Consider the following 21,139-nt stretch of genomic DNA (forward strand, 5'->3'; position numbering starts at 1 on the left):
CGGTGGATGCAGGCAGGACTGATGGCACATGTGCGACCAGCTGCTGCGCTCGTCGGCAACCGGTAGTGCCGGCCGCTGGCCGGCAACTTCATCCACCTCGGGCACGGTACGCGGTTGCCGGCCAGCGGCCGGCACTACCGATCAGGCCGCCGTTACCTCATGCAGCGCCAGCCAGCGCCAACGCCCCTCTTCCTGCCGCAGCACCGCCAGCGATTCCCGCCATACGGGCTCGCCGCCATCGATCGCATGCCCTTCGCGATAGCGCAGCACCGCCAGCGGTGAAGGCGCTTCCACCGCCTGCACGGCGTCGATGGAAATCTGCAGCCCTGGACGCGCGCCATGACCACCCGCGAACAGTGCCTGCACGGCCTTCCGGTCCAGCCTGCGACCCGCGATGCCGACCATGCTGAGGTCCGCGCAGAAATGCGCCATCAGGTCCTCCAGTGCGTCGGTGCCGACGTCGGCGCGGAACCAGGCCTGCAGCTTGTCGTGCAGGTGGTGGACTTCGTGTTCTGCGGTGGTATCCATCAGGTGTTCTCCGGTTGCGAAAGGGTGAGCAACTGCGGCCGGCGCAGCAACGCCATCGGCAGCAGGGTAAGCAGAGCGGACAGACCCAGCGCCACGCCGGTGGCGCGGGCCGGCAGCCACTGCATGGCCAAGGCCAGCAGCAGCGCGATGGCCGCGGTGCCCAGGCAGAAGCTGAGCTGGCGATTGAGGTTCCAGAGCGCACTGGCATCGCCCAATGCTTCGCCCTCGACCCCATGGAAGGCCAGCGTCTGCGCCGTGCTGCTGCACAGGCTGCCGCCGGCGCCCATCAAGGCAAACAGCCATGCTGCAATGGCAAAGACCGGGTGTGGCAGCAGCGCCATCAACAACAGGCCGCAGGCCTGCAGGAGCATGCCCGCACGCAGCACCGAGGCTGGTCCGAAGCGAGCCAGCAGGCGCTTGCTGGCCGTGATCGCAATGGCCGAGGCCAGCGCCCACGGCAGCATCAGCGCGCCGATGTGCGCGGCACTATAGCCGGCCTGGTGCAACTGCAGGGTACTGACCAGCTGGCTGCCGATGAACACACCGGGTACGGCCAGATAGATCAGCATCGCCAGGCGCAGCCCGCGATGGGACAGCAGCGACCAGCGCAGCAGTGGCTGCGCCTGCTGCCGTGCATGCCGCAGGTGAGCCGCCGCCAACAGCATTGCGATCAACAGCAGTACGGCACCGGCGGTCCGATGTCCGGGCTCGCCCAGCCAAGTCAACGCCAGCAGCAGCGCGCCCAGCGCCGCCATCGCGGTGGACAGCGCATAGGCCTGCAGGCGTGGCGCACTACGCGCGCCATCGGCCGGCATCCACGCCAGCACCAGTCCAATCGCCACCACGGCCAGCGGCAGGCTGGCCCAGAGCACACCGCGCCAGGACAACCACTGCACCAGCAGCCCACCGAGCGCAGGCGCCAGTGCCGGCACCAGCAGCGCCACCAGCAGGATGCGGCGGGTCAGCGCGCCACGCTGGTCAGGCGTGCACTGTCGGTACGCTGCCGCTTGTGCCACCGGAATCAGCAGGCCACCGGCCAGGCCCTGCAGCAGGCGCCAGCCCAACAGCCAGCCAATACCCGGTGCAGCCCCGGCCAACACTGCGGAGGCGGCGAACAGCAGCAACGCCACCAGCAGCAGGCGACGCTCACCGCAGCGTGCGGCCAGCCAGGGCGCCAGCGGAATCACCACGCTCAGGCCCAGCATGTAGGCGGTGCCGACCCAGGCCAGGGTACCGACGTCGGCATGCAGTTCCGCCGCCAGCGCCGGATAGGCCACCGTGGCGATGAACATGTTGACCAGATCCAGAGCGAACACCAGCAGGAAGATGGCCTCATGGCGCAGGCGGGGGGACGGCATCGGCGACGCTCCAGCAGGGAAGCGGCCAGCATGCCGTGCGGGCCTTGTTGGAAAAACACGACAGCAACTGCAACACTGTCAAATCTTCTTTGACAATGAATTGCCATGGTCAGCCTCGATCGCTTCGATATCTTCCGTGCAGTGGTCGAGGCCGGCAGCCTGACCGCGGCCGCCGATCGCCTGGGCCTGAGCCGCGCCGTGGTCAGCTTCAACCTGAAGCGGCTGGAACAGGAACTGGGCGTGACCCTGCTGCTGCGAAGTACCCGCCACCTGGCCCTCACCGAGGCCGGCGAACAGTTCCTGCAGCACTGCATACAAGCCCTGGATGCCGCGCAGGCGGCCATCGATGCCGCACGGCGCGACCAGCATCAGCTGCAGGGCACGCTGCGCCTGACCACCACGCCGGAATACGCACAGCTGCGCCTGATTCCGGCGCTGGAGGCATTCCGTGCACGGCACCCGGCCCTGCAGCTGCACCTGTCCACGTCGCCGGCACCGGCCGACCTCATTCCCGAACGTTTCGATCTGGCCATCCGCCTGGGCCGCCTGCCGGATTCAGGCCTGCATGCCAGCGAACTGGAACGGCATCCGCTGTGCGCGGTGGCCGCGCCCTCGTTGCTGGGCCGCCTGCCCTCCGCGGATGCAGCCGACGACCCGGTGCAGCTGGGCACCCTGCCCCGCCTCGGCTACCCACGCCTGGCCGATGTACCGGTGGTTGCCCCCGATGGCAGCGACGCGCTGTTCGCCACCAATCCGGGCAATGCCGTGGTGCGCGTGGACGGCGCCAGCAGCCTGCGCGCTTTCGCCCTGGCCGGTGCAGGCGTCACCGTGCTGCCGCGCTGGCTGATCGAGGACGACCTGGCCTTTGATCGCCTGCGGCCGGTACTGCGCCAGCACCGCTTCCCGCAGCAGAGCGTCTACGCGGTCTATCCCCACAGCACGCAGCCCTCGCCGAAGGTCCGCCAGCTGATCGATTTCCTGCGCGGGTGGTTTGGCTGAGGATACTTATCTCTATCTCCACGCATGCACGACGTGGGCGATATCACATGGACTGCAGCCTTCGCTTCGCTGAGGCCGCCACCATCTTGTCCGGGTCGACGGAAAGCAACTCTAGAGTCTGCCGGGTTACTTTGGGATTGCAAGCGATACGATGCCGCACGGTTGCATCGGCATCCTGCGCCAAACGGGACATAACCCCCTGACTCAGCCGGCGTTTGCACGCGATGCTCCAACGCACGTCGACGTCTTCGCTGTTAGCCAGCTGTTCGATAATGAACTCAGGAATTGTTTTATTCCCGGCGACACAGCGCGCCAACTCAGGGTAGACCGCAAGGATATCCATCCACGTTTGATCCTCGGCCTGCTGCCAGGCAAATGATGTATCTGACTCGCTTTCACACAACTGCTTGAATGCCCATGCGCTCGTGAGCATTGGCTGGTCCTTTTGCGGCAGCCGGTCAGTATTAACTGAGCGGAAGAACGGCTCCAGTGTCAGAAGCGACATGACTATCCGCTCCTGCGCCTGCTGTTCCATCGTCCGCCGGGCATGGCCCGGCGAGCGCAGCGGCAGTCCACAAACAGAAACGGCCCCTTTCGGGGCCGTTTCTTCAAGCATCAACAACCCGCTGGATCAGCGCAGCACCTGCTCCGCCAGCTGCACGTCCACCGTCTGCAGTGGCTCGGCGGCGTTTCGCGACAGCTGCACCTGGTAGGTGCCGCCCTCGATCTTCCACTGGCGCGCCTGCGCATCGTAATGGGCCAGGGTCTTCGGCTCGGCTTCGATGCGGATGCGGCGCTGTTCGCCCGGCTGCAGGGTCACCTTGTCGTAGCCGATCAGGCGGATCGGCGTGGTGCTGCCAGCCGGAAGCTTCAGGTACAGCTGGGCCACATCGGCACCGGCGCGCTTGCCGGTGTTGCGGATGTCGACGCTGGCGACCAGGCGCGATCCTTCCACGCTCACCTTCAGATTCTCGTAGGCGAACGAGGTGTAGGACAGGCCGTGGCCGAAGGCGAAGGTCGGGGTCAGGCCCTTGGCTGCCATCCACTTGTAGCCGACGTTGGCACCTTCGATATCGAAATCGAACACATCACCGAACGGCTTGGCCGGCTTGAAGCCGAGGCCGTCGATGTGCGGGCGCGGCAGCTGCGATTCGTCCACCACCCAGGTCACCGGCAGGCGGCCGGATGGATTGACCTTGCCGGTCAGCAGCGCGGCAATGCCTTCGCCACCGCGGATGCCCGGGTACCAGGCCTGCAGCATCGCCGGCACCTGCGCCAGCCACGGCGTGCGCACCGGGCCGTTGGTTTCCAGCACCAGCACGGTCTTCGGGTTGGCCTTGGCCACCGCCGAAATCAGCGCGTCCTGCTTGTCCGGCAACTGCATGTCCGGCAGGTCCACCGATTCGGCGGCCCACTGGGTGGCGAACACGATGGCCACATCGGCCTGCGCGGCGGCCTTGGCCGCAGCGGCGGCATTGGTCCCGTCCACATACTCGATGGTCGCATCCGGACGCGCCGCACGCAGCGACTCCAGCGGCGAGGACGGGTGGAAGATCACCGGGCCCGGCCAGGTGGTCGGCAGCACGCCCGGCACCGCGTTGGTGCCCTTGGCGGTCACGCCCACCATCGACGAACCACCGCCACCGATCACGCCCTTGTCGGCATGGCCACCGATGATCACGATGCGCTTCACGCTGTCGGCCAGCGGCAGCAGGTTGCCTTCATTGCGCAGCAGCACGCTGCCTTCTTCCACCGTGCGCTGGGCGACGGCGAAGCCAGCCTCGGCGTCCACCTTCTGGTGCTGCGGCGGGTTGTCGAAGTTGCCGTGCAGGAACATCGTGCGCAGGATGCGCGCCACCATGTCGTTCAGGTGCTCCATCGGCACCACGCCACCGTGCACGGCCAGGCGCAGCGGCTCATCGAAGAACACCGCTGCGTCGAACACTTCACCGGCCGACTGCTGGTCCAGGCCGGCCAGCGCTGCCTTGGAACCGCTGTGCACGCCGCCCCAGTCGGACATCACGAAACCGGGGAACTTCCATTCCTGCTTCAGCACCTGATTCATCAGGTAACCGTTCTCGCAGCCGTAGGTACCGTTGATCTTGTTGTACGAGCACATCGCCACGCCCGGGCGGCCGGCGTCCAGCGCGATCTCGAAGGCCAGCAGGTCCGACTCGTGCATGGCCTGTTCGCCGATGCGCACGTCGTGGAAGTTGCGGCGGGTCTCCATGTCGTTCAGCGCGAAGTGCTTCATCGAGGAGATCACGTGCTGGCTCTGCACGCCCTGGATCAGCGCGCCAACCATCGAACCGGCCAGCAGGGGGTCTTCACCGGCGTATTCGAAGTTTCGGCCGTTGCGCGGGTCGCGCTGCAGGTTGACGCTGCCCGACAGCAGGATGTTGAAGCGCTGCTGCCAGGCCTCGCGGCCCATGGTCGCGCCGCCGGCAAAGGCGACCGCACGGTTCCAGGTGGAGGCGGTGGACGGGCCGGACGGCATGGCGGTGGCGAAGTCGCCCGGGCGGATGCCGCCTGGATTGGTCACGCCGACGCCGGCATCGGCCGACTGCTGCGATGGAATGCCCAGCCGCGCCACGCCCGGCACGAAACCGGCCGACCCGACCGCGCCTTCCGGCAGCGGGCCACCGTCCTTGCCCAGCCCGAAGTAGCTGTGCAGCATCTGGAACTTCTCATCCTCGGTCATCGCCTTCAGCAGCAGCGCAGCGCGCGCATCGGCGTTGAGGGTGGTGTCCATCCATGGCCTGTCGCCATGTTTATCGGCGGCATAGGCCAGGGTCAGCAGCGTGGCACGCAGGGCGCTGCCTTCCACCTTGAACGGTGCACTGCTGGCGGCCTGGAAGCCGTCGCTGAAATAGCTGGCATCCGCTTCCAGCGCCACACGCGCCGGATCAAAGCCTGCGGCCTTGGCCGATTCGCCGGCCACTGCGCCGAGCAGCACCGCCGGTGCGCCCAGCCGCGAACGCGTGACCAGCGCCGGCAGCTGCGCGGCACCTGCACCAGCATCGGTGTACACCGCCACGGCATGGCGACCGTCATCCAGGCGCAGGTAGTTCAGGCCCGGCTGGTCCGGGCCGGATTCAGCAGCAATCGGCAGCCGGGTCAGCACGGCCTGGCCGCGCTGGGTCTGGCCATCGTCCTTGCCCGCAGCAATGAAGCGGTACGCGTAGCCCAGGCCATCGGCCAGCACCTGCAGCGGATCGACCTGGCCGATGCCGCGCTGCACCTGGCGCACGCTCACCGCGTCCACCTGCAGGGTCTTCAGCTGGGCGGCCAGGGCCGGCATGGCCTCGGCGGTCGGGGCCTGTTCCAGGGTCAGCACAGTGAACGCGGCGGGGTCGGCCCAGGCCGGGGCGGCCAGTGCGGCTGACAGGGCCAGGGACAGTGCAAGCGGCTTTGTAAACGTTTTCATCGGCAGGCGTAATTCCGTTGCCAAGGCAATCGGTCCAGGGAAAGTGCCGCCGAAGGGTGCAGCGTTCATGCCGCGCAGGGGTTGCCAGGCAACGCCCCACAGGCCGAAGGACGGGCCGGTCTGCGCCTGGGACCCTCCTCCCGGCGTGACAACCTGCCTGTCCGGGCCGCGCAGGGCGGCCCAATCATGTGAAGATTGTGCGAGGGCGTTCACACCTGTCAACAGGACCTAAGTCACAGGCCGACCCCAGCCACTGGTTATCAGGCCATCACCGGCGGTCATCAGCGCGCCGCGCGAGGCTGCTGATAATGCAGATCCCTGGCCACGAATCGAGCCCATGACCGTACACCGCGACTTCGATCATCTCTGGCGCGACCGCTGTGATACCTCCAGCCAGCGCGCGCCGCGCGTGCTGATCCGGGTGTTCGTGGCCCCCGGTGAGCTGGAGCGCAGCGTGGCGTTCTACGAGCAGTTGCAGGGCGTGGTGGCCGATGCCGGGTTCCCGTTTCCGGAGGCCGGCCTGCGTCTGGCGATGGTCGGTGCGTTCCTGTTGATCGAGGGCAGCAAGGCGGCGCTGGCGCCCTTCACTTCGACCACGGGGACGCTGCTGGTCGATGACGTTCGGCCCTATCACGACAAGCTGGTGGCGGCTGGCGCTGAAATCATCTTCCCGCTGCAGGTGGTACCGACCGGGGCGGCGTTCAATGCGGTGCATCCCGATGGCACCGTGGTCGAGTACGTGCATCACCGGCCGGATCCGCAGGGGCGGTGAGGGGGCACACGGCCGGGCTGCGCCCGGCACCCGCAGAGGCAACGGCCAATGCAACAGCAGAAGCAAAAGCTGGGCTCCTGTGGGGTGGCGGGGTAGGTCCGGTTGCGGGGGACGGCACAAGTACGTCCATGTAGCCTCGATCGCGCCATCCATGCCGCTCACGCCCCCGCAACCGGACCCACCCCGCCTTGGACAATTCGCCGCAATCTGCAGTAGATCCACGCCATGCGTGGATGTTCTTCGATCAATCGTCGAATCAATCGATTTCGATGGAGATTCATCCACACATGGCGTAGATCTACAATTCCTCCATGTCCTCTCCCGCCCTGCCCTGGAATGGCACGCTGCTGCTGGATGCTCACGTGGCCGTGCTGCAGGGCCACGCCGGTGGCAGCGATACGCACGCGCACTACGCCCATCAACTGTTGCTGAGCGACGGCGCGCTCTGGCAGGTCGAGGTTGATGGGGTGCGGCAGCAGGGCCAACGGCTGTGGCTGCCGTCATTCCAGCCGCACGCAATCCTGTCGGCGCCGGAAGCGGGCTGCACGGTGTTCCTCGAACCCGCGCATGCCGATCCCGGGCAGATCCAGCAGCACCTGCACGCGCTGCCGGGCAACGCGCTGGCGCTGCACGACTGGCTGCCACGGCTAAGTCGCCCGCAACCACTGGACCGCCGCGTGCAGGCCGCGCTGTCCCGTATCGCCGAGCACCTGCCCGGGCCGGTGCCAGCCGCCGATATCGCCGAGGCGGCACATCTGTCGACCAGCCAGCTGCATCGACGCTTCCAGTCCGATCTGGCGGTGACCCTGCGCGGCTGGGTGCTGTGGCAACGGCTGCGCAGCGCACTGATGCATCATCTGCGCGGGCACAGCCTGACCGACAGCGCGCACGCGGCCGGATTCGCTGACCTGGCCCATCTGTCGCGCAGCCTGCGCCGCATGTTCGGCATCGGTGCCGCGCAGCTGCAGGGCCTGCAGCTGCACGCGGCCTGACACGCCCCATCATCCGCGCCTGCGTAGACCTTCCGGCAGCTCCGGCACCTCGCCATGCGGCAGTTCGCGGAACGGCGCCAGCAGCTGTCCGGGATAATCGCGCGGATAGTCCGGCTGGCTGCCGATGCCGAGGTCGCGTTGTTGCAGCCGATAGCCGGGCGCATCGAAGGCGGTCCCCAGCAGGTGATCCCAGACAGTCAGGAACAGGCCGAAGTTGACGTCGCCGGCGGTGCCGTAACGCATGTGGTGGAAGCGATGCAGCGGTGCCCAGGCCATCACCCGGCCCAGCACGCCGGGGCGCATGTCCACGTTGGAATGCTGCAGCAGCAGCTGGATGGCAATGGCGAAGGCCAACACCGCGGCTACCGGCATCGGCAGGCCCAACAGCAGCAGCGGCAGCACGCCGCCCACCGCTTCGGCCGCCTGGTGCAGCGGGTGTTTCATCAGACCGTTGAAGCCATACATGCGGGTCACGCTGTGATGCACCGCATGCAGCCGCCACAGCCAGCCGATGCGATGGCTGGCGTAGTGCACCAGGGTGATGCCGAGATCGGCGCAGATGACGGCCAGCAGCACCTGCAGCGCGAATGGCCACTGCAGCGGCCAGGCCTGCCACGGAATGATGGCTGCCAGCAGTGGCACCGCCGCGATCGACAGCAGGTTCAGGCTCTCGTTGACCAGCGCATGCAGGGTGTCACGCAGGCTGTCGCCGTGATCGTGGTTGAACGCGGGGTCGTACGGCCAGACGCGCTCGGCGGCGAACGAGACCGCGATGGCGACCGCCAGCAAGGCCAGCAGCCATAGCGGATCACCGTGCAGGTGGCCGACCCAGACGACGGCAGCAGCGACGAAACCCAGCAGGAACAGCGGGGCATACAGGCGGAGCATCCAGTGCTTCATGGGCAATCCGAAACGTAAGGGGCCTGCATGCTGGCGCCGCGTATGGGGCGCCGGCTTGAACAAACGGCGCAACCCGGCGCGCTCCCCGGTGGATGACCATCATGGACGCACCACGTTTCCCACATCCATGCATGGCGTGGATCTACAATTGCGCCCTCATCGCGCCCGGGACCGGCATGGACTCCTTCAACCTGATGCGTGCCTTCCGCCGCATCGTCGAACGCGGCGGGCTGGCCCGCGCTGCCGAAGACCTGGGCATGTCGCCCGCCGGCCTGAGCAAGCAGCTGCGCACGCTGGAAGCGCATCTGGGCGTGGTACTGCTGCAGCGGACCACGCGGCGCATGAGCCTGACCGAGACCGGCCACGCCTATTACCGCGAATGCTGCCGCCTGCTCGACGAGCTGGATGCATTGGAGCGTGGCATCGCCGAACAGCGCGGCGACGTGGCCGGGCGCCTGCGCGTCAATGCACCGCAATCATTCGCGCTAAGCACGCTGTCGCCGCTGCTGCCACGCTTCCTGCAGCAGCATCCGCAGCTGTCGCTGGACCTTGTGATGGAAGACCGCCTGCTCGATGCGGTGGGCGAAGGTTTCGATGTGTCGCTGCGGCTGCGTGCCGAGCTGGACGACTCGCGGCTGGTAGCGCGCCGCCTGGCCTCGCTGCAGCAGGTGCTGTGCGCGGCTCCGTCCTACCTTAAGCAGCATCCGGCACCGCAGGCGGTGGACGATCTGCAGGCGCACAGCGTGCTGGCCTACAGCCTGTCCGACTCGCCCGGCAGCTGGCCGCTGCTTGGCCCTGATGGGCAGGTAACGATCACCCTGCCGGCGCGCGTCACCGTCAACAACAGCCTGCTGCTGCGCGACCTGCTGGTGGCCGGCATGGGCATCGGCGCCCTGCCCTCGTTCCTGGCGGCACCGGCGCTGGCCCGAGGCGAACTGCAGCAGGTGCTGCCCGACCACCGCTATCCGCCACGCTTCGTGCATGCGGTCTATCCCACCTCGCGCCACCTGCAGCCCAAGGTGCGTGCCTTCATCGATTTCCTGCACGCCGAGCTGCCCGGCTGCGCGGGCCTCGATTCGTAACCGCCAGCGAAAACTGAGCTGCCCGCGGCGTGCTGTTTCAGCCACGCAGCGCTGCCTAATCTGCCGCCTCCCCTCTCACCGATGGCAGGCAGATGTCTTCCGTTCCTTCCCCCGCCACCGCCGCGCCGGTGGTCGATTTCTTCCACGACGTGGTCTGCGGCTGGTGCTTCGTGCTGGCCCCGCGCCTGCAGCAGGTCTCCGCCGAACTCGGCATCCAGGTGCGTCACCGCAGCTTCGTGCTGCAGGACTCGCGCGCGCAGATGGTCGAGGTGTTCGGCTCGATGGAGCGCGCCAAGGCGATCATCCTGCGCCACTGGACCGACTGCGCCGCGCATGAAGACACCGCGCGCATCGATATCGAAGGCATGCGTGCACAGGACTTCGAGTATCCGTCCGGCTGGCTCGGTGCACTGGCCTGCCAGACCGCCGGCATGCTCGGTGACAACGACGCCCATGGCGCGATGTTCGATGCCGTGCAGTGGGCGCACCTGCACCAGCACCGCAACATCGGCGACGCCGAAGTACTGCTGGATATCGCCGAAGCACTGGGCCACCCGCGTGGCGCCTTCGCTGACCACATGCGCAGCGACGCAGCAGCCCGGCGCGTGCAGGCCGACCGTGCCGAAGCCGCGGCCCTCGGCATCCGCTCCATTCCCACCGTGATCGGTGGCAACGGCCTGCGCCTGCAGACCCTGCCGCTGCCGCAACTGCGCCAAGCCCTGGCGCACCTGGTCGCGGCCTGAGCCGCACCATCCCCCACCCTGCAAGGAGACTCCCCATGACCCCACGTACCCTGGCCACCGCGCTGGCCCTGCTGCTGGCCGGCACCGCCGCTTCCACCACCGTATCCGCGCACGAACGCGTTCCCTCCGGCCAGCAGGTCGGCACCAGCCCCTGGGGGCCGAAGGACGAGATCGGCCGCCTCAACCTGATCACCGAGGCCTCGCGCGCAGCGATCCTGTCGCGGGTCAGCGGCGGCAAGGCCTATGACCTGGCCACCGAATACTACGTTGGCATGCCCAGCTGGCAGGATGCCGGCGACCCGCACTACCAGTTCTGGATGACCCACACCCCGCGCGGCACGGTGATGGATGATCCGATGGGCGTGGGCGAGACCATGAACCTCACCCGCAGCTACACCGGCACCGCATTCTCGATGTACAGCCACACCGGCACCCACATCGATGCGCTGAACCACTTCGGCATCCACGGAAAGATCTGGAACGGCTTCGAGGCCGACAAGCACCTCGGCGACCGTGGCTGGAACGTCACCGGCATCGAGAAATTCCCGCCGCTGATCGCGCGTGGCGTGCTGATCGACGTGGCCGGCGCCAAGGGCGTGGACATGCTGCCGGACAGCTACCGCGTCACCCGCCAGGACCTGAAGGATGCGCTGGCACGCCAGCAGGTGAAGCTGCAGCAGGGTGACATCGTGCTGATCCGCACCGGCCGCATGCGCCTGTTCGAGCAGCCCAAGGCCTACATGGCCAACCCGCCGGGCATGGGCCTGGACGCCGCGCGCTTCCTGGTCGAGGACAGCGGCGCGATGATTGTCGGCGCCGACAACCTCAGCTTCGAGACCTTCCCCTCGGAGGTGTCCGACGACTACGTGCCGCTGCACACCTACCTGCTGGCCCAGCAGGGCGCGCCGATCATCGAGCTGGTGGCGCTGGACGAACTGGCCCGCGACAAAGTCTATGAGTTCGCCTTCATCGGCGGCCCGCTGAAGATCCGCGGCGGTGATGCCGCGCCGCTGCGCCCGGTGGCGTTGCCGGTGCGCCCGTAACCGGGAGTGCCCGTGCCTATAGGTGCCGACCCTGGTCGGCACCGTTTTCCCATCCACGCATGGCGTGGATCTACTGGAGAGAACCCTGGTAGATCCACGCCATGCGTGGATGCTTTAGCCCTTCAGCAACCTGAAACCCGACCTTCCGATTTCATTAGTAATTCTACTCACAAGGCGAGTAGCATGTCCGGTCTCAGCCCCTGATACCGGCCCGTCGATACTCGCGCCATGCCCGCCGTTTCCGCCCGTTCCTGCCGCTTCCAGCCCGCTCGGCGCCTCCCTTGGAGGACCGGCTGATGGGTGCTGTCGTCGCCCTCGACCGGCTGCTGGACGGGCGCCAGCTGTGGCGCGGCCCGGCCCGCCAGGGCCCGGCCAGCGACCACCTGGCCAGCGGCCACCCGGCACTGGATGCACGCCTGCCCGGCGGTGGCTGGCCGGCCAGCGGGCTGTGCGAGGTGCTGCAGGCGGCGCCCGGCGTGGGCGAGCTGGCGCTGGTCTGGCCGGCGCTGGCCAGGCTGAGCCAGCGCGACCGCCCGATCGTGCTGGTCGCCCCACCCTACCGCCCGCATGCCCCGGCCTGGGCCGCCGCCGGGCTGGACCTGGCCCAGCTGCAGATCATCCACGCCGCGCCGAAACAAGCGCTGTGGGCCGCCGAACAATGCCTGCGCTCTGCGGCCTGCGCGGCGGTGCTGTGCTGGCCGCACCAGGCCGACGATCGCGCCCTGCGCCGGCTGCAGGTGGCTGCCGACAGCGGCCAGTGCCTGGGCTTCGTGTTCCGCGAGGCGCAGGCAGCGCGCAACCCCTCCCCGGCCAGCCTGCGCCTGCAGCTCGACCACGGCCAGGTACGGGTGCTGAAGTGCCGTGGCGGCCTGCCACCCGCGCAGCCGTTGCCACTGGCCATCGCCCACTGAGGCCGCGCCATGCACTGGGCCTGCCTGTTGTTGCCGCAGCTGGCACTGGACAGCGTGCTGCGCCTGCAGCCGGACCCGCAGCGGCCACTGGTGCTGCTGCAGGGGCCGGCGCAGCGTCGCGTGCTGCGAGCGGTCAGCCCGTCGGCACGCGCAGCGGGACTGCGCCCGGGCATGCTGCTGTCGGCCGCGCAGGTGCTGGTGCAGGACATGTACCTGCACGACTACGACCCGAATGCCGAACAGCACACGCGGCAGCTGCTGGCCAGCTGGGCCTATGCCTACAGCTCACAGGTCAGTCTCGATTTCCCGCATGCGCTGGTCCTGGAGATCGGCGCCAGTCGTGCCCTGTTCGGTGACTGGTTGACGATCGAAAAGCGCTTGCGTGGTGAACTGCATGAACTCGGTTTCCGCCACCGCCTGGTGGCCGCACCCACCGCGCATGCCGCGCGCGTGCTGGCCAACGTCCACGATGGCCTCGGCATCGATGCGCAGCAACTGCCGGCGGCACTGGCACAGCTGCCTTTGCCGCGCTGCGGCCTGCCCAGCGAAGCGGTGACCGTGCTCGGTCGTTCCGGGCTGCGCACGCTGGGTGCGGTGCTCGAGCTGCCGCGCGACAGCCTGGCCCGGCGCTTCGCCCCCGAGGTGCTGCAGCAGCTGGACGCATTGCGTGGCCTGCCTACTGCGCCACTGCGTTACTACCAGCCACCGGATCGTTTCGATGCGCGCATCGAATTCGAATACGAGATCGAATCCAGCCAGGCCCTGCTGTTCCCGCTGCGCCGCCTGCTGCTGGACCTGGCGGCCTTCCTGTGCTCGCGCGATGGCGGCGTACAGCGCTTCGACCTGCACTTCGAGCATGACCTGCTGCCGGCCAGCGTGCTGACCATCGGCCTGCTGGCACCCGAGCGCGATCCCGCGCTGCTGTTCGAGATCGCGCGCAACCGCATGGAAGCCTTTGCCCTGCCCGCCGGCAGCCGTGCACTGCGCCTGCAGGCCGAGCAACTGCCACCATTCGTGCCCGCTGCGCGGGATCTTTTCGATACCCGACCGGCACAGGCGATGCCATGGACGCAGCTGCGCGAGCGCCTGCGGGCGCGGCTGGGCGATGACGCCGTGCAGCCGCTGGCGGTGCAGGCCGACCATCGCCCCGAACGCGCCAGTGGCACCCAGCCCGCGGTCAAGCCTCCGTCGTACTGGCCGCTGCGTCCGGGCTGGCTGCTGGACACGCCGCAACCGCTGCGTGATCCCCGCCTGCGCATCGTCACCGGGCCGGAGCGGATCGAATCGGGCTGGTGGGACCAGGCCGATGCGCGGCGCGATTACTACGTGGTGGAAACCGCGCATGGCCAGCGCGGCTGGGCTTTCCGTGAGCGCAATGATCCGCATGCGCCGTGGATGCTGCACGGCTGGTTCGGCTGAGCCGCCATGCACAACGAACTGCCCGGCTACGCCGAACTGCACTGCCTGTCGGCCTTCAGTTTCCAGCGTGGCGCCTCGATCGCCGAGGAACTGTTCGCGCGCGCCGCCGGCCAGGGCTACCGCGCGTTGGCGATCACCGACGAATGCTCGCTGGCCGGCATCGTGCGCGCCTGGCAGGCCGCCAAGACGCATGGCGTGGCGCTGATCGTCGGTGCCGAATTCCAGGTCGAGGACGGCCCGAAACTGGCCCTGCTGTGCACCGACCAGGCCGCCTACGCCGGCTTGTGCCAGTTGATCACCACCTGCCGGCGGCGCGCGGCCAAGGGCGAATACCGCTGCCTGCGCGAGGACCTGCTCGGCCTGCCGGAGGGCCTGCTGTGCCTGTGGCTGGACCGGCAACCGGCCGCCACCGATCTGGAACTGCTGCGCGCCGGCTTCGATGATCGCCTGTGGTTGGCGGTGGAGCTGCACCATGAGCATGACGACGCGCGTCGCCTGCAGCAGCTGCAGGCCTTCGGCGAACGCCACCACCTGCCGCTGGTGGCCAGTGGTGATGTACACATGCACGTGCGCCGCCGCCGCGCCCTGCAGGACACACTGACCGCCATCCGCCACCGCTGCAGCGTGGCCGAGGCCGGCTGGCGCCTGTTTCCCAACGGCGAGCGCCACCTGCGCCCGCGTACCGCACTGGCCCAGCTGTATCCGCCCGAACTGCTGGCCGAGACCCTGCGCATCGCCGAGCGTTGCCACTTCACGCTGGAGCAGCTGCAGTACACCTATCCGCGCGAGCTGGTGCCCGAGGGCCACGACCCGGACAGCTGGCTGCGCGTGCTGGTCGAGCGTGGCATCCCGTGGCGCTGGAAAGACGGCATCGAACCGGCACAACGCAAACAGATCGAGCACGAACTGGCGTTGATCAGGCAGAAGAACTACGCCTCCTACTTCCTCACCGTGCAGGACATCGTGCGCTTCGCACGCAGTCAGGACATCCTCTGCCAGGGTCGTGGCTCGGCGGCCAACTCCGCGGTGTGCTTCGTACTGGGCGTGACCGAGATCGACCCGGCACGCAGCAACCTGCTGTTCGAGCGCTTCATCTCCGCCGAGCGCGACGAACCACCGGATATCGACATCGACTTCGAGCACGAGCGCCGCGAGGAAGTGCTGCAGTATGTATTCAAGCGCTATGGCCGCGAGCGTGCCGCCCTGACTGCGGTGGCGATCAGCTACCGTGGCCGCAGCGCGATCCGCGACGTCGCCCGTGCGCTCGGCCTGCCGATGGACCAGGTCAACGAACTGGGCGCGGCGATGGACCACTGGGGCGGCCATGTGCCGCTGCCGGAAATCCTGCGCGAGCGCGGCTTCGATCCGGACACGCCGCTGATGCGGCGGCTGCTGTCACTGACCAATGAACTGATCGACTTCCCGCGCCACCTGTCTCAGCATCCGGGTGGTTTCGTCATCTCCGAGCATCCGCTGTCGACCCTGGTGCCGGTGGAAAACGCGGCGATGGCCGACCGCACCGTCATCCAGTGGGACAAGGACGATCTGGATGCCACCGGCCTGATGAAGGTCGACTGCCTGGCGCTGGGCATGCTCACCGCCATCCGCAAATGCCTGGCGATGTTGAAGCAGCACGGCCTGCATGAAGGACGCATGGATGCGATCCCGCCCAAGGATGCAAAGACCTACGACATGATCTGCGCCGCCGACACCATTGGCGTGTTCCAGATCGAATCGCGCGCACAGATGGCGATGCTGCCGCGCATGCAGCCACGCACGTTCTATGACCTGGTGATCGAGGTGGCGATCGTGCGCCCTGGCCCGATCCAGGGCGACATGGTGCACCCCTATCTGGAGCGGCGCCGGATCCTGCGCGAACAGGGACCGGACGCGTTGAACGACCCGGACAACCCGCTCTACCCACCGCAGCTGGAACGCGTGTTCGCACGCACGCTGGGCGTGCCGCTGTTCCAGGAACAGGTGATGCAGCTGGCGGTGGAAGCGGCCGGCTACACGCCGGGCCAGGCCGATGCCCTGCGCCGCTCGATGGCGGCGTGGAAGCGCCGTGGCGGTCTGGAACCGCATCGCGAGAAGCTGCTGGCCGGTATGCTGAAGAACAACTTCAGCCGCGAGTACGGCGAGCACCTGTTCGAACAGATCAAGGGCTTCGGTGACTACGGTTTTCCGGAAAGTCACGCCGCCAGTTTCGCCCTGCTGACCTATAACAGTTGCTGGCTGAAGTGCCATCACCCGGCCGCGTTCACCGCCAGCCTGATCAACAGCCAGCCATTGGGTTTCTACAGCCCCGACCAGCTGCTGCAGGATGCGCACCGGCATGGCATCCGCGTGCTGCCGGTGGACGTGCGCCACAGCGACTGGGACTGCACGCTGGATTTCAGCAAGGGGCCGGCCGCGATCCGGCTCGGCCTGCGCCTGGTCGATGGCTGCAACGAGCCCGCCGTGCAGGCCATCATGCGTGAACGTGCGCGGCGCCCGTTCGACGATGTGGGTGACCTGTGCCAGCGTACCGCTCTGGACCGCCGCCAGCAGGGCCTGCTGGCCGATGCCGGGGCGCTGCGTGGGCTCAGCGGCCATCGTCATCGTGCGCGCTGGGATATCTCCGGCGTGGAAAACCGGCTGCCGCTGTTCGACCAGGCCCGCGCCACCGCCGAAGCCCGCGTGCCGCTGCCCCTGCCCAGCGCCTGGGAGGACATGCAGGCCGATTATCGCAGCACCGGCACCACCCTCGGCCGCCACCCGATCTCGTTCCTGCGTGCGCAACTGCGCAGCCGTGGCTGCCTGGATGCCGCACAGCTGGCCGGGCACGGCCATGGCCGGCGCGTGCGCATCGCGGGCCTGGTGCGCATGCGCCAGCGCCCGCAGACCGCCAGTGGCGTCACCTTCCTCACCCTTGAAGACGAGACCGGCATGATCAACGCCGTGGTCTGGCGGCACCTGGCCGATCGCCAGCACCGGGTGCTGGTCGATACCCAGCTGATGCAGATCGATGGCCGCCTGGAACGCGTCGATGGCGTGCAGCACGTCATCGTGCAGCGCATGCACTGCCTGGATGAACTGCTGCAGGGACTGCGCAGCCACAGTCGCGATTTCCACTGACGATACACAACGTCACACAACGAACTGGCCATTGCCGGTCCGCATCCGCTATCGTCAGCACATCCAAGGAAGGACGACCCGATGTCCCGTGCGCTGCTGCTGACCACCCTGGTGGTCTCGACCCTCGCCCTGCTTGTTTCCGGCTGGACCGCCTGGAGCCTGCATCGCAGCCAATCGCCACAGCGCATCATCGAGGCACGCGGGCTGGTCATCCACGATGCAAGCGGCCAGCCGCGGGTGATCCTCGGCGCACCGGTTCCCGATCCGCTCAGCCAGGGCCGTACCCAGGGGCCGCGCGCCACCGCCTTGTCCGGTCTGCTCCTGCTCGGCCCCGACGGCTCTGAACGCGGCGGCTACGGCACCAGCGACCGCGGCGGCGAAGCGCTGCTGACCCTGGACGATGCCACCGGCACCACGGAAGTGTTCAAGGTGGTGGCCAATCCAGACCGTGGCGCCAGCCTGATGGTCAAGCACCAGAACAACACCGGCGCCATGCTCACCTCCTGGCAGGGCAAGCCGGAACTGATGTTCGTCGATGACAGCGGCCAGTCCTACTACGTGCGCCCGGGCGCGAACGCCGCGCCCTGATCCGCTTCTGCAGGGTCGAACCATGCTCGACTACCGGTCATGTAGAGTCGAGCCATGCTCGACTGCTTCTACCAACAGCAGCCGAGCATGGCTCGGCTCTACAAAGGCGAAGCAAAGCCGAGCATGGCCCGACGCTACAGACCACACACCGCCGCCAGGTCATCGGCCAGCTGCCGCAGCTGCGCCGGTCCCAGCGCCGCACACGTAATGCGCAGACCATGGCCCGGTGCCGCCACCGCGAACACTTCGCCGGCGCGCACATGCCATCCGCGCGAGGCCAGTGCCAGCACCTGTGGGGGGCTGTCGGCCGGCAACGGCAGCCACAGGTTCAATCCTTCCATCGGCTGCGGCGTCGGCATGCCATGCGCGCGCAGCAGCTCCTGTAGCGACTGCAGGCGCTGCTGGTAGCGCTCACCCGCCGAGGCGATCTTCGCCCGCTGCGTTGCCGACGCCAGCACCGAAGTCGCTGCATCCTGCAGCAGGTGGCTGACCCAGCCGGTGCCGGACGCCAATCGCAGCCGCAACCGTGATGCGGTCTCCTCATCGCAGGCCAGCCAGGCCAGCCGCAGGTCCGGACCCAGTGGTTTGGACAACGAACGCAGCAGCGCCCAGCGCCGGCCATCCAGCGGCAGCACCGAGTGATAGACCTGCTGCGAAAGCAGCGCGTAGTGATCGTCGATCAGCACCGCCACCTGCGGGTAGGCCGTCAGCAACTGCCGCAACGCTCGCGCCCGCTTCGCATCCAGACTGGCCCCGGTCGGGTTGTGTGCCCGCGGCGTCAGCAGCACCGCTCGTGCGCCGGCCTCAAGCGCCTGCCGCAGCGAATCGACCTGCATGCCATGCGCGTCCACCGCCACCGGCAACGGCGCGTGGCCCACAGCATTGAGCACATTGAGGCTACCGAGGAAGCATGGATCCTCCACCCCGATGCGGTCTCCTGGCAGCAACCACGCCGCCAGCAGGCGCTCGATGCCATCAACCGCGCCATGGGTCAGCTCCAGCGCATAGCCCTCCGGGCAGTCCGCATCCAGCGAGGCGCGCGCCAGCGCCTGCAACCTCGGGTCGACCGTGCCCACGCCATACAGCCGTGGTGCGGCCGGGGCCAGGCGCAGGTTCGGCAGCAGGCGCGGATCCGGATTGCCACCGGCCAGGTCCTGCAGCGCCAGCCCGGGCGTACTGCCCTCGCGCGCCAGCGTCGGCGGCAATCCGCGCACCACCGTGCCACGGCGGCCCGCCGTGCTGGCCAGGCCCGCCGCATCCAGGCGCTTGTAGGCAGCGGCCACGGTGTTGCGGTTCACGCCCAGCTGCTCGGCCAGTTCACGCACCGGCGGCAGCACGCTGCCGGCCGGCAGGCGGCCCTTGCCGATGCCGTCGCGGATGCTGTCGAAGATCGACTCGGCGCTATGCCCGGTGATTTTCATTTTGTCCTATGCCAAAATATCTCTTGTCCTGTGCCAGTGTATCCCACCCTGGCCATCCTGCATTGGAGGTGCCCGCATGCCCCTTGCCGCTGCCGACTGGCCCGTCGCCCAGTCCGTTGAACAGATCGCCGCCAACCTGGTCACGGTGCGCCAACGCATCACCGATGCCTGCGCGCGCGTCGGCCGGGACCCGGCCAGCGTGCGCCTGCTGCCGGTCAGCAAGACCGTCGATGACGCCCGTATCCGCATGGCCGTGGCTGCCGGTTGCCATGAACTGGGCGAGAACAAGGTGCAGGAAGCACAGCGCAAGGCCGAAACGATGGCCGACCTGGGCGTGCACTGGTCGGTGATCGGCCATCTGCAGACCAACAAGGCGCGCTACGTGGCGCGCTTTGCCAGCGAGTTCCAGGCGCTGGACAGCCTGCGCGTGGCCGAGGCCCTGCAGCAGCGCCTGCAACTGGAAGACCGCACGCTGGATGTGTTCGTGCAGGTCAACACCTCGGCCGAGCCGAGCAAGTACGGACTGGAACCCGACGCGGTCGAGGCCTTCGTGCAGCAGCTGCCGGCCTTCGATCGCCTGCGTGTGCGCGGCCTGATGACCCTGGCCATCTTCACCCCCGACGTCGAGCGCGTGCGCGCCTGCTTCGTGCGCCTGCGCGAACTGCGCGACCAGCTGCAACGCACCGCCCCGCCCGGCCTTGACCTGTCGCAGCTGTCGATGGGCATGTCCGGTGATTTCGAAGTGGCCATCGAGGAAGGTGCCACCGTGGTCCGCGTCGGCCAGGCCATCTTCGGCGCCCGCGCCACCCCGGACAGCTTCTACTGGCCGAACAGCGGAGCGCCGGCATGAAGCACGCAGTCGTTCTGCAACACGTCGCCTTCGAAGACCTCGGCACCCTGCAGCCTTTGCTGTTGGCACAAGGCTGGCAGCTGCAGGTGCTGCAGGCCGGCGTCGATGCGCTCGATCCGGCCGAAGTGGCCGACCTGCTGGTGGTGCTGGGCGGCCCCATCAGTGCCAATGACACAGAGACCTATCCCTTCGTCACCGACAGCATCGCCCTGCTGCAGCGCCGGCTGCAGCAGCAGCGGCCAACCCTGGGCATCTGCCTGGGTGCACAACTGATGGCGCGTGCACTCGGTGCCAGTGTCGCTCCCAGCGGCGGCAAGGAAATCGGCTTTGCGCCACTGCTGCTGACCGATGAAGGCCAGCGTTCACCGCTGCAGGCCCTGCAGGGCATTCCGGTACTGCATTGGCATGGTGAGGCGTTCGACCTTCCGGCCGGTGCACGCCGCCTGGCCAGCACGCCGGCCTGCCGCCACCAGGCCTTCGCCATCGGCAACCACGCACTGGCCCTGCAATGCCATCCGGAACTGGACGCCCGCCAGTTCGAGCGTTGGCTGGTCGGCCACACGCTGGAGCTGGCCCAGGCCGGCATCGATCCGAATGATCTGCGCGCGCAAGCGCGTCGCTATGGCGCACCACTGGCCGCGGCCGCCACCGCGATGTTCGACCATTGGCTGCAGGACCTGCCGGAGACACCGCGATGAACTATCGATTACAGATCCACCGCGATGGCGTCTATTGGGGCCACTTCGACTGCAGCGGCCCTGATGCCCTGCAGCGCATGGACGCCATCGCCGCACAACTGCCTGCGGATCAGGGCTTCCAGCTGAAACGGCAGAAAGGTGTTGGCGAAGAGCGCATCCTGTCCAGCAATGCCGACGGCCTGCGCGTACTGGCTTCGCAGATCCAGTACCGCGACCTCTGACGATCGTCACGGTAGTGCCGGCCGCGACCCCGGTGGTGGAAGTGAAGACCCCGGAGCTGGATGGTCGCGG

19 protein-coding genes are annotated in these 21,139 nt (G+C 68.0%); 13 read left to right on the forward strand and 6 right to left on the reverse strand.

Features of this window, described 5'->3' with window-relative positions; all coding sequences use genetic code 11:
* Positions 1 to 141 precede the first annotated feature (141 nt).
* Positions 142 to 528, reverse strand: a complete 387-nt coding sequence (locus tag R1L06_RS05925; RefSeq protein ID WP_317217181.1) for a DUF4440 domain-containing protein — start codon at positions 526 to 528, stop codon at positions 142 to 144.
* Positions 528 to 1,886, reverse strand: a complete 1,359-nt coding sequence (locus R1L06_RS05930) for an MFS transporter (RefSeq protein ID WP_317217182.1) — start codon at positions 1,884 to 1,886, stop codon at positions 528 to 530. Before R1L06_RS05930 ends, R1L06_RS05925 begins: the two co-directional genes overlap by 1 nt.
* 105 nt (positions 1,887 to 1,991) lie before the next feature.
* On the opposite strand from R1L06_RS05930, the gene R1L06_RS05935 reads away from it, so the two are divergent.
* Positions 1,992 to 2,885, forward strand: coding sequence for a LysR family transcriptional regulator (locus tag R1L06_RS05935; protein WP_317217183.1), 894 nt, complete (start codon positions 1,992 to 1,994; stop codon positions 2,883 to 2,885).
* A 43-nt stretch (positions 2,886 to 2,928) separates the two neighbouring features.
* On the opposite strand, the gene R1L06_RS05940 is transcribed toward R1L06_RS05935, so the two are convergent.
* Both R1L06_RS05940 and R1L06_RS05945 read right to left on the reverse strand, forming a co-directional pair.
* Complete coding sequence (locus R1L06_RS05940; RefSeq protein ID WP_317217184.1) at positions 2,929 to 3,501, reverse strand: hypothetical protein; 573 nt, start codon at positions 3,499 to 3,501, stop codon at positions 2,929 to 2,931.
* Positions 3,502 to 3,516: 15 nt separating this feature from the next.
* Positions 3,517 to 6,312 carry a beta-glucosidase family protein gene (locus tag R1L06_RS05945; protein WP_317217185.1) on the reverse strand — a complete coding sequence of 932 codons (2,796 nt, stop codon included), beginning with the start codon at positions 6,310 to 6,312 and terminating at the stop codon, positions 3,517 to 3,519.
* Positions 6,313 to 6,649: 337 nt separating this feature from the next.
* Between R1L06_RS05945 and R1L06_RS05950 the strand changes: the two genes are divergently transcribed.
* Complete coding sequence (locus R1L06_RS05950) at positions 6,650 to 7,084, forward strand: VOC family protein (RefSeq protein ID WP_049422820.1); 435 nt, start codon at positions 6,650 to 6,652, stop codon at positions 7,082 to 7,084.
* Between the two features lie 311 nt (positions 7,085 to 7,395).
* Complete coding sequence (locus R1L06_RS05955) at positions 7,396 to 8,076, forward strand: AraC family transcriptional regulator (RefSeq protein WP_317217186.1); 681 nt, start codon at positions 7,396 to 7,398, stop codon at positions 8,074 to 8,076.
* A gap of 9 nt (positions 8,077 to 8,085) precedes the next feature.
* Here the strand turns inward: R1L06_RS05955 and R1L06_RS05960 are convergent, their stop codons facing one another.
* Positions 8,086 to 8,976, reverse strand: a complete 891-nt coding sequence (locus tag R1L06_RS05960) for a sterol desaturase family protein (protein ID WP_317217187.1) — start codon at positions 8,974 to 8,976, stop codon at positions 8,086 to 8,088.
* 131 nt (positions 8,977 to 9,107) lie between these two features.
* Between R1L06_RS05960 and R1L06_RS05965 the strand changes: the two genes are divergently transcribed.
* The 7 genes from R1L06_RS05965 (at position 9,108) to R1L06_RS05995 (ending at position 17,879) form a co-directional block, all read left to right on the forward strand.
* The gene (locus R1L06_RS05965) at positions 9,108 to 10,058 is read left to right on the forward strand and encodes a LysR family transcriptional regulator (RefSeq protein ID WP_317217188.1); all 951 of its coding nucleotides are present in this window, start codon (positions 9,108 to 9,110) and stop codon (positions 10,056 to 10,058) included.
* Between the two features lie 92 nt (positions 10,059 to 10,150).
* Complete coding sequence (locus R1L06_RS05970) at positions 10,151 to 10,801, forward strand: DsbA family oxidoreductase (RefSeq protein WP_317217189.1); 651 nt, start codon at positions 10,151 to 10,153, stop codon at positions 10,799 to 10,801.
* 35 nt (positions 10,802 to 10,836) lie between these two features.
* On the forward strand, positions 10,837 to 11,844 hold the full coding sequence (locus R1L06_RS05975) for a cyclase family protein (RefSeq protein WP_106468390.1): 1,008 nt from the start codon (positions 10,837 to 10,839) through the stop codon (positions 11,842 to 11,844).
* A 296-nt stretch (positions 11,845 to 12,140) separates the two neighbouring features.
* A complete protein-coding gene (imuA, locus tag R1L06_RS05980; RefSeq protein ID WP_317217190.1) occupies positions 12,141 to 12,755 on the forward strand; it encodes a translesion DNA synthesis-associated protein ImuA in 615 nt (204 codons plus the stop codon).
* A 9-nt stretch (positions 12,756 to 12,764) separates the two neighbouring features.
* Positions 12,765 to 14,174 (forward strand): Y-family DNA polymerase, encoded by a 1,410-nt coding sequence (locus R1L06_RS05985; protein WP_317217191.1) that lies wholly within the window; start codon positions 12,765 to 12,767, stop codon positions 14,172 to 14,174.
* A 6-nt stretch (positions 14,175 to 14,180) separates the two neighbouring features.
* A complete protein-coding gene (locus R1L06_RS05990) occupies positions 14,181 to 17,291 on the forward strand; it encodes an error-prone DNA polymerase (RefSeq protein WP_317217192.1) in 3,111 nt (1,036 codons plus the stop codon).
* Positions 17,292 to 17,372: 81 nt separating this feature from the next.
* On the forward strand, positions 17,373 to 17,879 hold the full coding sequence (locus R1L06_RS05995; protein ID WP_317217193.1) for a hypothetical protein: 507 nt from the start codon (positions 17,373 to 17,375) through the stop codon (positions 17,877 to 17,879).
* Positions 17,880 to 18,013: 134 nt separating this feature from the next.
* Here R1L06_RS05995 and ptsJ read toward each other — a convergent pair whose 3' ends face one another.
* A complete protein-coding gene (ptsJ, locus tag R1L06_RS06000; RefSeq protein ID WP_317217194.1) occupies positions 18,014 to 19,300 on the reverse strand; it encodes a MocR-like B6 salvage transcription factor PtsJ in 1,287 nt (428 codons plus the stop codon).
* Between the two features lie 76 nt (positions 19,301 to 19,376).
* On the opposite strand from ptsJ, the gene R1L06_RS06005 reads away from it, so the two are divergent.
* From R1L06_RS06005 to R1L06_RS06015, 3 genes are read left to right on the forward strand one after another with little or no spacing between them, the layout of a single operon-like run.
* On the forward strand, positions 19,377 to 20,150 hold the full coding sequence (locus tag R1L06_RS06005) for a YggS family pyridoxal phosphate-dependent enzyme (RefSeq protein WP_121503549.1): 774 nt from the start codon (positions 19,377 to 19,379) through the stop codon (positions 20,148 to 20,150).
* Positions 20,147 to 20,848: a glutamine amidotransferase gene (locus R1L06_RS06010; protein WP_071228847.1), complete on the forward strand. Its 702-nt coding sequence runs from the start codon at positions 20,147 to 20,149 to the stop codon at positions 20,846 to 20,848. Before R1L06_RS06005 ends, R1L06_RS06010 begins: the two co-directional genes overlap by 4 nt.
* Positions 20,845 to 21,069, forward strand: coding sequence for a hypothetical protein (locus R1L06_RS06015; RefSeq protein ID WP_032129370.1), 225 nt, complete (start codon positions 20,845 to 20,847; stop codon positions 21,067 to 21,069). Before R1L06_RS06010 ends, R1L06_RS06015 begins: the two co-directional genes overlap by 4 nt.
* Positions 21,070 to 21,139 lie beyond the last annotated feature (70 nt).

Source organism: Stenotrophomonas mexicanensis (genome assembly GCF_032911605.1).
Classification (GTDB): domain Bacteria; phylum Pseudomonadota; class Gammaproteobacteria; order Xanthomonadales; family Xanthomonadaceae; genus Stenotrophomonas; species Stenotrophomonas maltophilia_A.

Bases quoted from the DNA above. Each gene is read 5' to 3' on its own strand.
- R1L06_RS05965 (WP_317217188.1), top strand. From the start codon at position 9,108: ATGGCGTGGATCTACAATTGCGCCCTCATCGCGCCCGGGACCGGCATG.
- R1L06_RS05935 (WP_317217183.1), top strand. From the start codon at position 1,992: ATGGTCAGCCTCGATCGCTTCGATATCTTCCGTGCAGTGGTCGAGGCC.
- R1L06_RS05930 (WP_317217182.1), bottom strand. From the start codon at position 1,886: ATGCCGTCCCCCCGCCTGCGCCATGAGGCCATCTTCCTGCTGGTGTTC.
- R1L06_RS05955 (WP_317217186.1), top strand. From the start codon at position 7,396: ATGTCCTCTCCCGCCCTGCCCTGGAATGGCACGCTGCTGCTGGATGCT.
- R1L06_RS05985 (WP_317217191.1), top strand. From the start codon at position 12,765: ATGCACTGGGCCTGCCTGTTGTTGCCGCAGCTGGCACTGGACAGCGTG.
- R1L06_RS05940 (WP_317217184.1), bottom strand. From the start codon at position 3,501: ATGCTTGAAGAAACGGCCCCGAAAGGGGCCGTTTCTGTTTGTGGACTG.
- R1L06_RS05995 (WP_317217193.1), top strand. From the start codon at position 17,373: ATGTCCCGTGCGCTGCTGCTGACCACCCTGGTGGTCTCGACCCTCGCC.
- imuA (WP_317217190.1), top strand. From the start codon at position 12,141: ATGGGTGCTGTCGTCGCCCTCGACCGGCTGCTGGACGGGCGCCAGCTG.
- R1L06_RS05925 (WP_317217181.1), bottom strand. From the start codon at position 528: ATGGATACCACCGCAGAACACGAAGTCCACCACCTGCACGACAAGCTG.
- R1L06_RS05960 (WP_317217187.1), bottom strand. From the start codon at position 8,976: ATGAAGCACTGGATGCTCCGCCTGTATGCCCCGCTGTTCCTGCTGGGT.
- R1L06_RS05990 (WP_317217192.1), top strand. From the start codon at position 14,181: ATGCACAACGAACTGCCCGGCTACGCCGAACTGCACTGCCTGTCGGCC.
- R1L06_RS05970 (WP_317217189.1), top strand. From the start codon at position 10,151: ATGTCTTCCGTTCCTTCCCCCGCCACCGCCGCGCCGGTGGTCGATTTC.
- R1L06_RS05945 (WP_317217185.1), bottom strand. From the start codon at position 6,312: ATGAAAACGTTTACAAAGCCGCTTGCACTGTCCCTGGCCCTGTCAGCC.
- ptsJ (WP_317217194.1), bottom strand. From the start codon at position 19,300: ATGAAAATCACCGGGCATAGCGCCGAGTCGATCTTCGACAGCATCCGC.
- R1L06_RS05950 (WP_049422820.1), top strand. From the start codon at position 6,650: ATGACCGTACACCGCGACTTCGATCATCTCTGGCGCGACCGCTGTGAT.
- R1L06_RS05975 (WP_106468390.1), top strand. From the start codon at position 10,837: ATGACCCCACGTACCCTGGCCACCGCGCTGGCCCTGCTGCTGGCCGGC.
- R1L06_RS06015 (WP_032129370.1), top strand. From the start codon at position 20,845: ATGAACTATCGATTACAGATCCACCGCGATGGCGTCTATTGGGGCCAC.
- R1L06_RS06005 (WP_121503549.1), top strand. From the start codon at position 19,377: ATGCCCCTTGCCGCTGCCGACTGGCCCGTCGCCCAGTCCGTTGAACAG.
- R1L06_RS06010 (WP_071228847.1), top strand. From the start codon at position 20,147: ATGAAGCACGCAGTCGTTCTGCAACACGTCGCCTTCGAAGACCTCGGC.